Origin of the sequence: Mobiluncus curtisii subsp. curtisii ATCC 35241 (assembly GCF_000146285.1) — a bacterium.
In the GTDB taxonomy this organism is placed as follows: Bacteria; Actinomycetota; Actinomycetes; order Actinomycetales; family Actinomycetaceae; genus Mobiluncus; species Mobiluncus curtisii.
The window spans coordinates 1,853,575-1,867,982 of record NZ_GL385912.1; the positions used below are offsets into that span (position 1 = coordinate 1,853,575).

Annotated in this window: 11 protein-coding genes; 4 read left to right on the plus strand and 7 right to left on the minus strand. The window is 53.2% G+C overall.

The genetic code is table 11. The annotated features are described in order from the left end of the window. Nucleotides 1-62 precede the first annotated feature (62 nt). The 4 genes from HMPREF0574_RS07960 to gnpA all read right to left on the minus strand — a co-directional run bounded on the left by HMPREF0574_RS07960 (nucleotide 63) and on the right by gnpA (nucleotide 5,833). Nucleotides 63-1,031: a carbohydrate ABC transporter permease gene (locus HMPREF0574_RS07960; RefSeq protein WP_004008221.1), complete on the minus strand. Its 969-nt coding sequence runs from the start codon at nucleotides 1,029-1,031 to the stop codon at nucleotides 63-65. Then, complete coding sequence (locus HMPREF0574_RS07965) at nucleotides 1,024-2,043, minus strand: carbohydrate ABC transporter permease (RefSeq protein ID WP_004008222.1); 1,020 nt, start codon at nucleotides 2,041-2,043, stop codon at nucleotides 1,024-1,026. The genes HMPREF0574_RS07960 and HMPREF0574_RS07965 overlap by 8 nt, the downstream gene beginning before the upstream one ends. A gap of 117 nt (nucleotides 2,044-2,160) precedes the next feature. Beyond that, nucleotides 2,161-3,477: an ABC transporter substrate-binding protein gene (locus HMPREF0574_RS07970; RefSeq protein ID WP_004008223.1), complete on the minus strand. Its 1,317-nt coding sequence runs from the start codon at nucleotides 3,475-3,477 to the stop codon at nucleotides 2,161-2,163. Nucleotides 3,478-3,580: 103 nt separating this feature from the next. Further along, complete coding sequence (gene gnpA / locus HMPREF0574_RS07975; RefSeq protein ID WP_004008224.1) at nucleotides 3,581-5,833, minus strand: 1,3-beta-galactosyl-N-acetylhexosamine phosphorylase; 2,253 nt, start codon at nucleotides 5,831-5,833, stop codon at nucleotides 3,581-3,583. Between the two features lie 203 nt (nucleotides 5,834-6,036). Between gnpA and pta the strand changes: the two genes are divergently transcribed. From pta to HMPREF0574_RS07995, 4 genes are all read left to right on the plus strand, one after another. Then, entirely contained in the window at nucleotides 6,037-7,026 is a 990-nt protein-coding gene (gene pta / locus HMPREF0574_RS07980; RefSeq protein ID WP_236585921.1) for a phosphate acetyltransferase, read from the plus strand. A 58-nt stretch (nucleotides 7,027-7,084) separates the two neighbouring features. Then, nucleotides 7,085-8,272, plus strand: coding sequence for an acetate/propionate family kinase (locus HMPREF0574_RS07985; protein ID WP_004008226.1), 1,188 nt, complete (start codon nucleotides 7,085-7,087; stop codon nucleotides 8,270-8,272). 138 nt (nucleotides 8,273-8,410) lie between these two features. Continuing rightward, a complete protein-coding gene (locus HMPREF0574_RS07990) occupies nucleotides 8,411-8,920 on the plus strand; it encodes a MarR family winged helix-turn-helix transcriptional regulator (protein WP_036325100.1) in 510 nt (169 codons plus the stop codon). 90 nt (nucleotides 8,921-9,010) lie between these two features. Beyond that, on the plus strand, nucleotides 9,011-11,014 hold the full coding sequence (locus tag HMPREF0574_RS07995) for an MFS transporter (RefSeq protein WP_004008228.1): 2,004 nt from the start codon (nucleotides 9,011-9,013) through the stop codon (nucleotides 11,012-11,014). Nucleotides 11,015-11,093: 79 nt separating this feature from the next. On the opposite strand, the gene HMPREF0574_RS08000 is transcribed toward HMPREF0574_RS07995, so the two are convergent. From HMPREF0574_RS08000 to HMPREF0574_RS08010, 3 genes are all read right to left on the minus strand, one after another. After that, entirely contained in the window at nucleotides 11,094-12,632 is a 1,539-nt protein-coding gene (locus tag HMPREF0574_RS08000) for an NAD(P)(+) transhydrogenase (Re/Si-specific) subunit beta (protein WP_211574648.1), read from the minus strand. A gap of 2 nt (nucleotides 12,633-12,634) precedes the next feature. Beyond that, nucleotides 12,635-12,961: an NAD(P) transhydrogenase subunit alpha part 2 gene (locus HMPREF0574_RS08005; protein WP_004008230.1), complete on the minus strand. Its 327-nt coding sequence runs from the start codon at nucleotides 12,959-12,961 to the stop codon at nucleotides 12,635-12,637. 155 nt (nucleotides 12,962-13,116) lie between these two features. After that, a complete protein-coding gene (locus HMPREF0574_RS08010; protein WP_236585922.1) occupies nucleotides 13,117-14,355 on the minus strand; it encodes an NAD(P) transhydrogenase subunit alpha in 1,239 nt (412 codons plus the stop codon). Between the last annotated feature and the right edge of the window lie 53 nt (nucleotides 14,356-14,408).

Genomic DNA, 14,408 nt, shown 5'->3' on the forward strand with positions numbered 1-14,408 from the left:
CCACCTCTTGTGAAAGTTCTGAACCTTAGATAGTAGTCACCGCGGTAGGTAAGGAACGAAAATCAACCTTTGACCGAACCGGCAGCTAGACCGGACTGCCAGTACTTTTGCAGACCTAAGAACAGGATAATCAGCGGGATTACCCCGAACAGAGCACCCATCATAACGGCACCTTTTTCTGGGTTAAAGTAACTCATCATCCCGTACAGTCCTAAAGTGACCGGTTTCAGAGTATCGGTCGAAATCATCATCAAAGGCAGCAGGAAGTTGTTCCAGCAAGCCACAAAGATGAACAAGAAAATCGTGACCATAGCGGGAGCAAGGATGCGCAATACTATGGTAAAGAAAATGCGCGCTTCCGAAGCTCCATCAATACGTGCGGCTTCGATTAGTTCGGTAGGAACCGAAGTTTGCGCGTAAACTCGTCCCAGGAAAACCCCGAAAGGGGACACACAACACGGCACGATAATGGATGCCATAGTGTTAGAAATCCCCAGATGTAAAAAGACGATATACATCGGTACCGTCAAAAGCGCGGCAGGCATTAACAATCCCGCCATGATGATACCCGTAGACAAGTTCTTTCCCGGGAAAGTGAACTTAGCCAAGGAATATCCCGCCATAACCGAAATCAGAGTTCCGATTGCGGCTGAAGCCGTGGAATAAAGCAAAGAGTTCGCTACCCAGCGCCAAAAATTGCCTCGAGTCCAGCTCATTAACTTGTCATAATTGACGCCAATCGCCTCGATAAGACTTTTACTCTCAGTGTCCTCACCATGCGTTGTAAACCACAATCCAAACGTGTTAGCCAGCTCCGCGTTAGTCTTTGTGGCTGAGATGATGACCCAATAGACCGGGAATATGAAATAAAGGAGTACCAGAATCAGCATAAAGGTGGTAATTCCGCGGGAAATCATGGAGGGAGCAATAGCCCGAGGCGGCATTCCTTCTCGAGACGGAATATAGTCGAAGCCTTGCGGAGAATGCTCAGTCACCATATGCGAAAGTTTAGAATTACGATTCTTAATCATTTCCGCCCACCTTTCGATCGACAAAGAAGTATCCCACTGCCAACACACCGGCAATGAGCGCCATGACAATCGCCACCGCAGAGCCAGGTCCATCTCCGCTGGGAGTTAAAGTTCCCATAGTGGTGTTATATGCCATCATCATGGGCGTATAGGCTTTACCCATCCAAGTTTGAGTCGAGCTGATGACTGTTGGTTCGTTGAATAGCTGTATAGTGCCCACGATAGAGAGCAAGACTGCCAACAGCGCCGCTGGTCGCAGCAGAGGCATCTTTATTCGAGTCATAATTTGCAGCCCGCTGGCGCCATCAATACGCGCCGCTTCGGAGAGTTCCTGCGGGATTGCCTGGAGCGCTGCCAAAAAAATCAGCATGTTATATCCGGTATAGGTCCAGGTCGTCATGTTTGCCATAGAAGCTAACACGACGTTCCGGCTCAGAAAATTGACGTTAATCCCTATTGCCGCTAAACCCTTTACCAGGGGAGAAACCTCCGTGTTATACAGGTAGAGCCATATCATTGCCGCCACGACACCGGGGATGGCAAAAGGCAGAAAATAACCTAATCGATATATCGTCGCATGTCTCACTAAGAATGAATCCAGCACCAGCGCCAAAACCAAGGCAGCAATAATCATTACTGGAACTTGCAAACACGTATAGAGGATGACGCGACCAATCCCCATCCAAAAATCATGAGAGGTGATGACGTATTGATAGTTTTGCAGTCCTACAAATGTGTTAGCAGACTCGCCCCCACCGTACGCACCCCCACCGGTAGTCTTAAGCTGAAAAAAACTGGAGTATATCGATACCAGAATGGGAACCAGGAATACCAGAACAAATAAAATTACAAAGGGAGCTAAAAAAGCCCAACCCGCACGAATTTGGATTTTTGCCTGCGGTGATGTCTTTCGCCGTGTCTTCCCCTCGCTCCGAGACTCTCTAGACAGCGACGATTGTTTTTCCGGTGTCGTCAGCCGTGCTGACGTTGTTTCCTCAACTTGTTTTTTCATTCTGGTTCCCCATCAATTTGGTTCAAACAGAGTCATGGGTGTTCGCTGAAACTAACTGCTCAGTGAACACCCATGACTCAAAAATTTCGCTTTTTGTTCCGTTGGGAACAAAACACGCTACTTTTCAGAAACCTTCAAATTCAGATTGCTCAACGTAGACTTGGCGGTATCCGCGTTCCAGCTGAAGATATCAGCCACTTTACCGGAACCATCCGCAGCCTTAGCAGCAACTTCAGCGTTTGCCTGTACTGCCGACCAACCCGGAATGTAGGTGAAGGGTTTCATCGCACTGTTAGCTTTAGCCAGCTCTGCGAACACATCCTGACCTCCGTAGAATGCGGAGACCTTTTCGGGGGTAGTCATGGTGCCCTTGGCGGCTACTACCAGACCTTGAGAAACCAGAGCATCAATCTGCGTGTTGAACCAAGCGTTGAACTTCATAGCTTCTGCCGGGGCAGCGCATCCCTTGACCACAGCCACGCCGGAACCACCGTCAGGACCGGACGCAGCCTCATCCCCAAATTTCGGAAGTTGAGCTACTGCCCACTTGCCTTCGTTCGGAGTGCCAGCCATGTCACCTGCCAGCAGCGGAGCTTCCCAAGCTGCTCCGATGGTGCCAATCAGGTTGTTGTTCAAAGCTGCTTTCCAGGATTCTTCATCCCAACGCTGCACGGTAGCTGTCGCTTTCGCGTCAAGGAGTTTCTGCCAGAAGTCAGCCACCTTCGAGGAGCCAGCTCCAGCAGTATCAATCTTCCACGCATCACCGTCGACCTTGAACCACTGATCGCCAGCAGCGGCGCTCAGTGCCGGAAGCATATTACCGGCTTCATCGGTCTGGAAGTCCACAATGAACTTGCCCTTTTCAGCAGCCTTCTTGGCGGTCTCCACGAACTCGTCAGCGGTGGTGGGAACAGTCAGACCTAGTTCATCAAAGGCTGCCTTGTTGTAGTAGTACACCAGCGGACCGGTGTCCTGAGGCAGTCCAAAATATTTTCCATCGATACTCATGGAATCCAGCGGACCAGCGGCAAATTTATCGCGGTACTTATCGATTTCTCCGGAAACATCCTCTACCAGCTGTTTCACATAAACTTCAGCTAAATCTGCATAACCGACCTGTGCCAGACACGGCGCCGTGCCTGCTTTCACGTCAGTCTCAAGTTTCTTAATCAGCTCTTGAGCTTTACCATCGAATTTAACAGCTTCGACCTGAATATCCGGGTTATCTTTATTCCATTGCGCGACTACCTCGTCGACTTTGGTCATGCCTTCCCCGTCAGGCAAACGGTGCAGGTATTTAATCGTCACCGGTTTACCGGAAGCACCCGTATCGCCTCCCTTGCCTCCATCAGAGCACGCAGTCAGACCGGTCAAAGCTAGTGCCCCAACGCCCGCAAAAATCGCAGCAAAACGCAGTTTAGACGTTAATTGCATGTTTAATCTACCTTCCTCGGTTATTTATGAGCATGGCTTAAGGAAACCACACTTTAAATACAACCACAGTTTTTCCACCTTGGGGAGGGTTTTCTAAATTATTTCAGACAGCTTCCCAACGGGATTCTCGTGCCCCTAAAGTGACTTGGAAAGGCTTCGGTCCTCTCACATTGACACTCTGCGCAGTATCCGAGTTGTTATAGACAAAAGCTTTGTGAGCCTCCGGGTAGAAAGCCACCTCTACCTCTGGTCGATCCGCAAAATAGTTCTCCGTAAGGCGTTCCTCCGCGTGACCTGCCCAATAAATTGCACGATGCAATAACCGTGAGTTCACACTGTTGTAGGGTAGCCCCGCAAAGTAAACCGACCGACCTTTGCCATATTCGTGAACACTCAAGTCAACCGAACCGTCGATAAATTGCAATACCTGACCACCGGTAGGAATGATGCTCCCCACTCCGGGACCAATATCGAGCAGCGCTTGTTCCCGTCCGGGTTGGGGCTGCGACTCCACTTCAAGGACGTTAATCTCCTTTAATCCCCTGCCCCGACTGCGTTGTTCCAGGGCGTCAAATCCCTCGATAATAAAGTGGCTTTCGGCTACGTTAACGTACCTGTCCGTAGACAGCGTCCAACCAACTTCCTGATCCACCCCCAAAACGTCGCTCAGCTGGAAGAACGCTCCACTTCCCTCCACGAAACAGGCACTGGGCTGACCGACACCGATGAAACCGCCACCATCAGCTACAAACTCACGAATTCGCGCCGAAATATCGGGTCTAGCCCAGTAATCTCCCCCAGAAAATGCTGTGTTTGCCTGACCGGCATTGATGAGCACATCGACATCCGCGAGGGCTCCGCGAGACACATCGTTAAAGTTAATAAAACTCACCGTGAACGGCAGTCCTGCCAGTGATTCCAGCACGCCTTCGTAGGCATAAGTTTGGAAATACGGCTTGGCATGAGCCACCATCGACGTCATCCAGGAGCGCTTTTTCCCCCAAGCATTTAATACCGCCACTTTAATTGTGGACACTGCCGGTCTCGCACCCCCGCTGACCTCGTGGAGAGAACGGAATTCATCGGTGATTTCTGAGACTCTCTGGACAAACTTAGGGAATTTCACGGGCAGGGACAGGTATCCACCGTATCCCATCCGATCCAAAGGATTACGCACAATCGCGCGACGGGCTTGGGACCAACGCGCCTCTAGCTCAGGCACCGGGTCGGCTCCCTCGAAGAACACATCCGGGAAAAAATACGGCAGGAAACGCCCCTCATGATATTTCACCCCCGGAATATCAGAAATCATCCGACATGTCGCCGCTGACCCCACCGAGCCAACGACGGCGTCCAAACCTATGGAAGGGAAATCATCCCCGTAGGGTTCGGTTCCAATCCAGTGATCGCCCAGAAACATCATGGCTTCTTTACCAGACTGGTGAGCTTTGTCCACCATAATGCGCGCCTGCTCCGTGACGAATTCACCTAAAAACTCCATCCAATTGAGGAATGGCGAGCGAGGAAGCCGGAAAGGCGAGTTATAGTAACCCTCATCAACGAAATCCTCCGGAGTCAGCGCATACCCATATTTAGATTCAAATTCAGCCAGCGCTAACTTTGTTACGGAACCGAGATAGCCAAACCAGTCGACCATTTTTTCTTTTTCTCGATTGTTAAATACCAACGTGAATTGATAGAAAAAGGTCGTAAATCTCACCACGTCCACGTGTGGATGGTCCTTTAGCCATTTGTCCATGTGGGCTTGGGCATATTCCCAAGTTTCGGGATTACGGATGTCATAAGGTTGTTCGCGTATCCGCTGCGGATCGTCTTCCCAGTGATTCGTGATGTAGTTATACATTTGCACCGGATCCCAGTTTTGCCAAGCTAGGAAATCTACCGTATAGACGTGACCTGCTGCGGGCTTTGCGATACACACCTGGGTGTCCGCTCCCTTTCCTGTCAGACTCCACTTTTCAGAAGGGAGGGTTTCCCCGGTGGTGCGATCGATTACTTGCCAGTAGCGCTGGAGGTCAGCTTGAATATCCGGCTCGACCTGTTTATCCAGGTAACCATCCATGACAGAGATACGCAGCGGTTCCTCACCCAGGGCCGGGCAACGCTGACTCATCAGGAAAATTTGTGGCCTGTCCTGGGGATGAGCAGCAGCCCAATCATTATCTCCGCGTCCCACGAAATAGGTTTCATATACTTTCGCCCCCAATTCAGAAGTTATGGGGGGCAGCTTGGTTCCGTCCGAGTTGCGTACCGCATCAGCCCCCCAAAGCCTGGCTACCTGACGGATTTCATCGTCCATTCCATTTTCAATGGGCAGAGTAACGCGACCGGACATACGGATTCCTTTCTGAAATTGTCATCCCGCTGAGCAAAATTTTTACTAAGGCTACACCCCAAGACTGCACACCGGTCAGGTTTTCAACGGATTACCAATACCGGATTTAAATCTGTCTGGGAAAACGTTAGTAGGATTATCTCTAGACTTAGTCTAATCCCACCGGGGGTTTCCAAACCCTGACCAAAGAATTGGAGCTGGACGTGAGCGACTTCAAAACCTTATTTCTCAACGGCTTGACTAAAAAAGCTGCGGGCAGTCGAAAACGCATCGTGTTACCGGAATCAGACGATGATCGCGTGCTGCAAGCTGGCGCTCGAGTCTTGCAAACCGGCGCTGCGGACATTGTGTTCCTAGGAGAAACGGAACAGATTGCGCAATCTGCCAAACGACTGCACCTAGACCTGGACGCGGCTGAAATAGTTAGTCTCCACGATGGCGAAAAGCTGACACGATACACCGCCAAGCTGGTGGAACTGCGCTCGCATAAGGGTATGGACGAAGCCACTGCGCGGGAGACTCTGAAAGATGTTTCTTTCTTTGGCACCATGATGATTGTCTGCGGGGATGCCGATGGCATGGTTTCAGGAGCGGCTCACACTACCGCCCACACCATTCGTCCCGCGTTACAACTCATTAAGACCCAGCCCGGCGTGAAACTGGTTTCGGGGGCTTTCCTCATGGTTTTCGACGATCATTTTGACCTATATGCAGATTGTGCAGTGACGATTTCCCCGGACGCCGCCCAGCTGGCAGACATTGCGGTGGTTTCCGCAAAGACTGCGACCCAGTTTGGCTTGGAACCGAAAGTTGCCATGCTGTCCTATTCCACGCTTGACTCCGGTTCGGGTCCGCTGGTTGACCTGGTCCGGGAGGCGACGGCAAAAGCCCGTGCGGCAGCCCCCGAGTTATCCATCGACGGTCCGCTCCAGTTTGATGCCGCAGTAGTCGAGTCCGTGGCTGCCCAGAAAGCTCCGCACTCCCCCGTTGCCGGACAAGCAAACACGTTCATATTCCCCGATTTGAACTCCGGAAACATCACCTATAAAGCAGTGCAGCGCACCAGTGGCGCGCTGGCGGTGGGACCTATCTTGCAAGGACTAAACGCCCCGGTCAACGACTTGTCACGCGGAGCCACCGTGGATGACATCAGCAACACCATCATCATTACCGCTATCCAAGCCCAAGGCTAGGCTCCCGCGGAAAGAAACCCCACGAACGCCCTTGTGAAGAGAAAAAGGAACAATCATTATGCGCCACCAAACCATTTTTGTGATTAACTCCGGCTCGTCCTCCCTGAAGTACCAGCTAATCGAACCCATCAGCGGTGACGTGCTGGCCAAAGGTCAAGCGGAACGTATCGGCACCGATCGAGGGGAAGTTACCCACGAAGTCCATGCCAGCAAGTTCAGCGCGGCACTGCCCCTTCCGAGTCACAAGGAAGCCTTGACCCAGATTATCGAGATGTTCGCAGCCCACGGACCTGACTTGCAACACGTAGATTTATCCGGTTTTGGTCACCGTATCGTCCAAGGTGGCTGGCATTTCAAAGGACCGGCTATCGTGAACGATGATGTCCGCGCCAAGATTGAGGAACTGTGCGACTTGGCGCCTTTGCACAATCCCGCCCACCTCATCGGCATCGACACCGCTATGGAACTGTGGCCCGACCTGCCCCACGTAGCTGTTTTTGATACCGCATACTTTGCCGGTCTGCCCGAAAAATCCCGCAGCTACGCCCTCAACAAGCAGGTGGCGCATGACTACCGTATCCGTCGCTATGGCGCTCACGGTACCTCCCATGAATTTGTAGCCAACAAAGTCTGTGACTACCTGGGCGACGACACTGTCAAACAAATCACCCTGCATCTGGGAAATGGTGCGTCCGCCTGCGCAGAACTGGGGCGCCTGCCCATGGACACTTCTATGGGTTTGACGCCGCTGGAGGGTCTGGTCATGGGCAGCCGTACCGGCGATATTGACCCCGCTGTGGTGTTCCACCTGCTGCGCAAAGGAATGAGCGTGGATGAAGTCGACACCCTGTTTAACAAGCAATCCGGTATGAAAGGTATGTGCGGAGATAATGATATGCGCGATGTCTGGAAACGCCGTGACGAGGGCGATTCCGATGCCCTGCTGGCTTTGCAGACCTATCAGCAGCGCTTGTTGAAGTACATCGGTGCCTATACTTTTGAGTTGGGCGGCTTGGACGTGCTGACTTTCACCGCCGGCATTGGCGAAAACGATGACCGCATCCGGCGGCGCTTGTGTGAAAAACTCGAGTTCATCGGGGTCAAGATTGACCGCGAACGCAACGAAAATCGTGACCGTTCCAAGGCAATTTGGCGCATCTCTACCGATGACTCAAAAGTGCTGGTACTGGTGGTACCCACCAACGAGGAGCTCGCCATCGCGCGTCAGGTGGTTCGTTTGATTTGAGACATCTTTATGGAGTGAGCCTTGGATATGCCGAAATTCACTCAGTTTCAGAAAACCTGGCATCGACTCGGTATCTGGCAGCCGCGGAAAACTGCCCAGTTTAGTTATAATCACTTAACTGTCAATATACTTAACATCATGAGTGAGGTTACTAAAGTCGATAAGGAGCGCTCGGCGCTGAGTGAACAGTTGGTTTACGAGTTTCACCGCCTGGTGTTCTCCGCTAACAATTTGATTGCCAATATCTCAGCCGACTTAGGAATGCACGGCAAGGATGGCGATGGTCTGCTGATGATTTGGCGTTCCGAGATTGCCGGAAAGCCCCTCTCGCCCTCGGAACTCGCCGATGGGTTGCACATTACTCGCGCTGCCGCCAGCTATTTGGTGGATCGTTTGGTCAATCTGGGATACATCAGCAGGCAAACAGATCCAGAAGATCGCCGCCGGGCAGTGCTGCGGATTGCGGAATCTGGAGACAAGCTGGGTCACAACTTTGTCGGTTCCGTAAATGTGGACCTGAATGGCGTGTTCGCCGACCGTTCTAACCAGGAAATCAAACAGTTCACGGAGATGCTGTCAGAATTCACCGACCAGATTGGCGAGTCCCACCACACGAAATCTTCTCCTAAACCCCACAAAAACCAGTAACCTCTGAGGAAAACTTGCCTTTTCCCACAGCTCCGCTAGAGCCGTCTATTAATTTGATTAAGTTTCTTAACTATCAATATACTTAATCACATGACCGTGATTACTACCATTGATGAACCCGCAGCTGCCCCGGCACACAGTGAGGCAGAAACGCAAAATGACCACGAAAACCCCACAGGTTTAGCTTCGCTGGAACACACTGTGCCGAATCATTGGGGACTGATTTTGGCTCTGTACCTGGCAGGGATCTTCATGGGTGCTTTGGATATGGGCATCGTGAATCCGGCGCGTACCGTCATCCAAAACAGCTTAGGAGTCGATGACCAGGCTGGCGTCTGGGTCTTTACGATTTACACCCTGGCGTATGCCATTGCTATCCCCGTTATCGGCAAACTGGCAGACGTGTTAGGGCGCAAGCCGGTATATGTGCTAGCTATCGCCCTGTTCGGGATTGGTTCACTAGGGTGTGGATTCGCCCAAGACTTTCAATCTTTCGGTTTGCTGCTAGCCTCCCGAGTGATACAAGCCGTGGGTGGCGGAGGCATGATGCCAGTAGCTACCGCCGCTGCTGGGGTCATCGCTCCTCCCGCAAAGCGCGGTATGGCTCTGGGGCTGGTCGGCATGGTTTACGGCGTGGCCTCAGTCATTGGCGGCTCTGCAGGCTCTCTCATCATGGACATAGCTGGCACCGATAACTGGCAGTGGATTTTTTACATTAACGTGCCGATTGCCCTGGCAGTGGTAGTGCTGGGGGCACTGTTCTTGGACCGCGAGCGCGCCGAAGCGGGTCGCCACTTGGATATTCCGGGCACCGTCTTAATCGTCGTTGCTATCACTGCCCTGTTGTGGATGTTTCAGCACCTGGATTTCACCGACCTCGGTTTCTCTTTCCAGGATTCCAATGTCCGGGTTTCCCTGCTGATTTTCGCGATTGCGGGGATAGTGTTCTGGGTTACCGAGCATCGTGTCCATGACCCGTTAATCAACTTTGATTATTTCGCGAACATTCCGGTCGGGGTGACTTTGTTGCTCGGGATGGTTGCAGGCGCGCTCATGATGACCGTGATGTTCATCCCGCAGTTCGCCGAGAACTCCATGCGCCTGCCTACGGGTGATGGCGGCTACCCCACGATTATCATCGGGCTGGCTTCCGGTATCGCAGCACCGATTTCCGGACGACTCACCGATAAACTCGGTCCTCGCTTTGTGCTGGGGCTAGGAATGCTGATTTCCGCCATCTCAGGTCTGTTGCTAATCTTCTGGACTTCCCCGTATCCCGGTTTCCTGTCAACCAGCGTATCCATCTTTGTGATGGGCTTCGGACTGGGGTTCTTGATGGGAGCTCCCCTGACCTACCTGATTTTGCACCTGGTGCCCAGCCGTGACGCGAATACCGGTCAGGCGACGCTGTCCTTAACACGATCGCTAGCTACCACTCTCGCCCCAGCTATCATGGTGGGTCTGCTCGCCACCGCTATGGGTGGTCTGTCCGAAAAGGTTATGGATGTCCTGCCGAAGCCGGATATGCCTGCCCTGTCCAACACTATGGCAGCGGCTCCTGATGGAATGCCGGGGGTCGGCAATCAATCGAGCCAGGGGCAAATGCCCCCCTCAGCAGGGCAAGACTCCAGCAAAAACCAAACGTCAACCGGTAACCCCCGCGGTGACACGCAATCCTCTGTCCCTCCTCGAGACACAATCAACCCCAATTTTTCCATGTCTAACTTGCCTGATAAGTTGCTCAATCGCCTCCAGAGCGCGGATGTCACCAACATTGTGGCACGTTCCAAGGAGCTGGCGAATTACACGTTCGCCAGCCAAAGTAACGCCATGAAGAAACGGCTGGGTTTCGTCCCACCAGCTTTAGAGCAAGCCCGCCAGGATTATCTCCAGGACATCGACGCTCACGCGGACACTATCGAGTCGACGTTCCAGCTGGAGCTCAATCGGGGATTTATCCGCTTGTTCTGGTTCTATACCCTCGTGTCGCTGTTCGGAGTGCTGTTGCTGTTTGGGGTTCCCTCCAAGAAAACTCTCGACGCCCACATTATGAAGACAGCTAAAACCGCCGCCAAAAACTCACTCAGAGGGTAAACCGACCGGGCGCCCCGTATCTACGGAGCGCCCGGTTGTTGACCCGTAATTCTCGCCAAATCAGGCTGAAAGTCAGGGACTAAAACAGCTCAATCGCCGGCGGCGCCCCAAGTGCGTCCAACCGTGCCGCCAGAGTTTCTTTGGCGTCGCCTGGGAAAATCAGCACCCGTTCCGGTTCGGTTTCTGCCCGAGCATACAGCGGGTTTTCCACTCCGGCATAGCCCGGTTTCAAGTCGAAGTTAAAGATGGCCACATGAGCACAGTCCCCCACGTTCAGCACGGGCATTCCGTAGATTGGGGTGCCTTCAGCAGTGTTTGCCGCCGGGTTCATCACGTCGTTAGCCCCGATGACCACGGTCAAATCCGCACTCGCGAAATCATCGTTGATGTCTTTCATCTCCCGCAGCTTTTCGTAATCCACATCGACCTCAGCCAGCAGCACGTTCATGTGTCCGGGCATCCGTCCCGCCACCGGATGGATTGCGAAGTCCACGGTCTTTCCAGACTTTTCCAGGTAGTCCAACAGGCGTTTGACCTGGGCTTGAGCTTGAGACAATGCCATTCCATAGCCGGGCACCAGGATGACGCGCTGAGCATTTTCTACCCAGTCTGCGAACGTAGTTTCCGGATCCGCGACAGGCGCTGCGAGTGTCGGTCGGTCACCACGGGTGGTTTCGCTGGTGTCAGTCTCGCCTGCACAAGCCGAGTCGTCTGGTTTTTCCGATTCAGTTTCAGTTGGAGTTGCGGCAGCGGTGCTGACGGAAGTCTTGCCCAGCAAAATATCCATGAGATGCCGGTTCATCGCCCGGCACATGATTTGGGTCAGCAGCAAGCCAGAAGCTCCCACAATAGCCCCGATAGCCACCAGCAGCAGGTCAGAAATCGCCAAGCCGGCGATGGCTCCCGCCACCCCGGACAGGGAGTTGAGCAGGGAAATCGTGATGGGCATATCGGCTCCGCCTACCCGTACCGCCAACAGGTAACCAAACAGGTTGGCAGCCACAATCTGGACGATGAGCAGCACTGTTTGTGCCCCACCCGGACTGCTGAACGGTGGAAAAACGTAAGCGAGGGCAGCGCCTAAACTGACCAGCAGGCTCAGCCCCACCCACACGGAGTGCGCGGGGAGCACTTTCGGGTGCTGATCGAGTATCTGGTGCAACTTCCCTGCTGCAATGAGGGAACCAAAGAAGGTAGCGCCACCAACAGCGACCGCTAAACCGGCAGTGAACTGGGCAAAAGCATTGTTATCGGCGTGCCCAGTCAGGGCCAGCGCCCCGGCGAGCATCGAGGCCATACCGCCCAAGCCATTGAGCAGAGCCACGGTTTGCGGCATCCGAATCATCTGAGTTTTACGCCAAATGATGACCCCGAATAGCGATCCGACCAGCATCGCGGCATAGAGTTCGACCGCGCTGAGAATCCCGAAGTTCCACAGCGTCGCTACGATAGCCAAAGCCATCGCCAAGGCGCCCAAAAGATTTCCGCGCACTGCCGTCTGCACTCTCGACAGCATGTTTAATCCCACCAGCACCAGTATCACCAACACTACCGAAACGGCATAGTAGAGCAGGCTGTTCGGGGCTGGTGCTCCCACCAGAGCCAAAGCGTTATTCATAGTCACTCACCCTCTCCCGACTGAGCGCCTCCATCAGCAACGGACTTGGGTTTCTTGTCGAACATCCGCAGCATCCGGTCAGTAACCCCAAACCCGCCGACAATGTTCACCATCGCCAGCGCTACTGCCAGCAAGCCCAGTGCTTTTGACCCCAAACTCACCGCTAATGCGGCTGCACTGAGACAGCCCAGCACGGTTACCCCAGAAAAAGCATTCATCCCGCTCATCAGCGGAGTGTGTAACAGACTGGGAACTTGACTGATGATTTTATAGCCGACCAGGGTAAACACCACCAGTACGACCAATAACACACCTTGGAATGGAGTCATCGGTTTCTCCTTGAGTTACGGTTTTGTCAGGAATGTATTTAATTTGACTCAACGGTGGCGGCGGGACGAATCTGTCACCACATCCCGTGGTACCGATTAGGGCGACCTCACCGTGGACCGGTCGGTCGCCCTAATCGGTACGATCTCGAGTCAGGCTATGCCAGGCCCATCGCCTCGCGCGCACCGACGTGAACAATTTCTCCGTCGATAGTCGTGAGGGTCTTGGCAATAATTTCATCGCTACGATCCAGGACGATTTGACCGTCCTTCACCAGGAAGTCCACGAAGTTGGCAATGTTCTTGGCAAACATGAAAGTCGAGCTCTTCGGCAGCATACCGGGGATGTTCTTAATCCCCACCAGGGTGACATGGTGCTTGACTTCCACCTTTCCCGGAGGCGTAATTTCACAGTTACCGCCTTGGTCAATAGAAATATCCACGATAACTGAACCGGGCTTCATAGTTTTCACCATGTCCTCGGTAATCAGCCGTGGTGCCAAATGACCCGGCACCAGCGCCGAAGCGAAGATAATGTCCATATCCGGAATGACCTGTGCCAGAGCGGCACGTTCCTTGACCAGTTCATCTTCCGGCAGAGCCTGGGCATAGCCGCCTTCACCGATAGCCTTTTCAGGATCCACCCCGAGTTCTACCGGCTTGGCACCCAGAGAAGTGGCCTGTTCGGATGCCATCGGGCGAATATCCGCCGCGTACACCACCGCACCTAAACGCTTCGCGGTAGCCAGGGCTTGCAAACCGCCCACGCCCACCCCGACGACCAGCACCTTCAGCGGATCAATCCGCCCGATAGCACTGTGAATCAGGGGCATGAAGGACGGCTGATAGTTCGCCGCCAACAGGATACCTTTGTACCCGGCACAGGTACTCATCGAAGTCAGGGCGTCCAAGTTTTGCGCCCGAGAAATACGCGGCACACCATCCAAAGTCAGCGAAATGACACCCTGCGCCGCCATCTCCTTGACCATCTCGTGATTGGGTGGAGCCGCCGGGTGAATAAAGGTAATCAAGTATTGACCTTTATGCATCATCGAGACTTCGGAACGCCCTTTAGCCTCGTTAAACAGCGGTTCCTTAACTTTCAAAATCAGGTCCGCTCTCTGGTAGATTTCCTCCGGGTCACTAACCATCTCTGCGCCTGCAGAGACATACTCCGGGTCATGGAAGAAGGACCCTTCCCCGGCACCTGTTTCGACCAGAACGGTTAAGCCTTTGCCGACCATATCCGCCACCGTTTCGGGAGTGGCAGCCACACGGTCTTCACCGTTCATAATTTCCTTGGGTACACCAATAATCATCTTAAAACCCTCCGCGAATACCTCGTTGTACACACAGCTCATGGGTTCATGAGTTGGACGATACAAAGTGTACCGCATGGAAGTTGTTTTTATCAGTGTATTTAGCCCCGGATTTTCGCGTGAAGCGCGTT

What these genes read in the sequence shown, in the direction of transcription:
- HMPREF0574_RS07995 (WP_004008228.1), top strand. Translation starts at nt 9,011, where the DNA reads ATGACCGTGATTACTACCATTGATGAACCCGCAGCTGCCCCGGCACAC.
- HMPREF0574_RS07990 (WP_036325100.1), top strand. Translation starts at nt 8,411, where the DNA reads ATGAGTGAGGTTACTAAAGTCGATAAGGAGCGCTCGGCGCTGAGTGAA.
- HMPREF0574_RS08005 (WP_004008230.1), bottom strand. Translation starts at nt 12,961, where the DNA reads ATGACTCCATTCCAAGGTGTGTTATTGGTCGTACTGGTGGTGTTTACC.
- HMPREF0574_RS07960 (WP_004008221.1), bottom strand. Translation starts at nt 1,031, where the DNA reads ATGATTAAGAATCGTAATTCTAAACTTTCGCATATGGTGACTGAGCAT.
- HMPREF0574_RS08010 (WP_236585922.1), bottom strand. Translation starts at nt 14,355, where the DNA reads ATGCGGTACACTTTGTATCGTCCAACTCATGAACCCATGAGCTGTGTG.
- HMPREF0574_RS07985 (WP_004008226.1), top strand. Translation starts at nt 7,085, where the DNA reads ATGCGCCACCAAACCATTTTTGTGATTAACTCCGGCTCGTCCTCCCTG.
- HMPREF0574_RS07965 (WP_004008222.1), bottom strand. Translation starts at nt 2,043, where the DNA reads ATGAAAAAACAAGTTGAGGAAACAACGTCAGCACGGCTGACGACACCG.
- HMPREF0574_RS08000 (WP_211574648.1), bottom strand. Translation starts at nt 12,632, where the DNA reads ATGAATAACGCTTTGGCTCTGGTGGGAGCACCAGCCCCGAACAGCCTG.
- gnpA (WP_004008224.1), bottom strand. Translation starts at nt 5,833, where the DNA reads ATGTCCGGTCGCGTTACTCTGCCCATTGAAAATGGAATGGACGATGAA.
- HMPREF0574_RS07970 (WP_004008223.1), bottom strand. Translation starts at nt 3,477, where the DNA reads ATGCAATTAACGTCTAAACTGCGTTTTGCTGCGATTTTTGCGGGCGTT.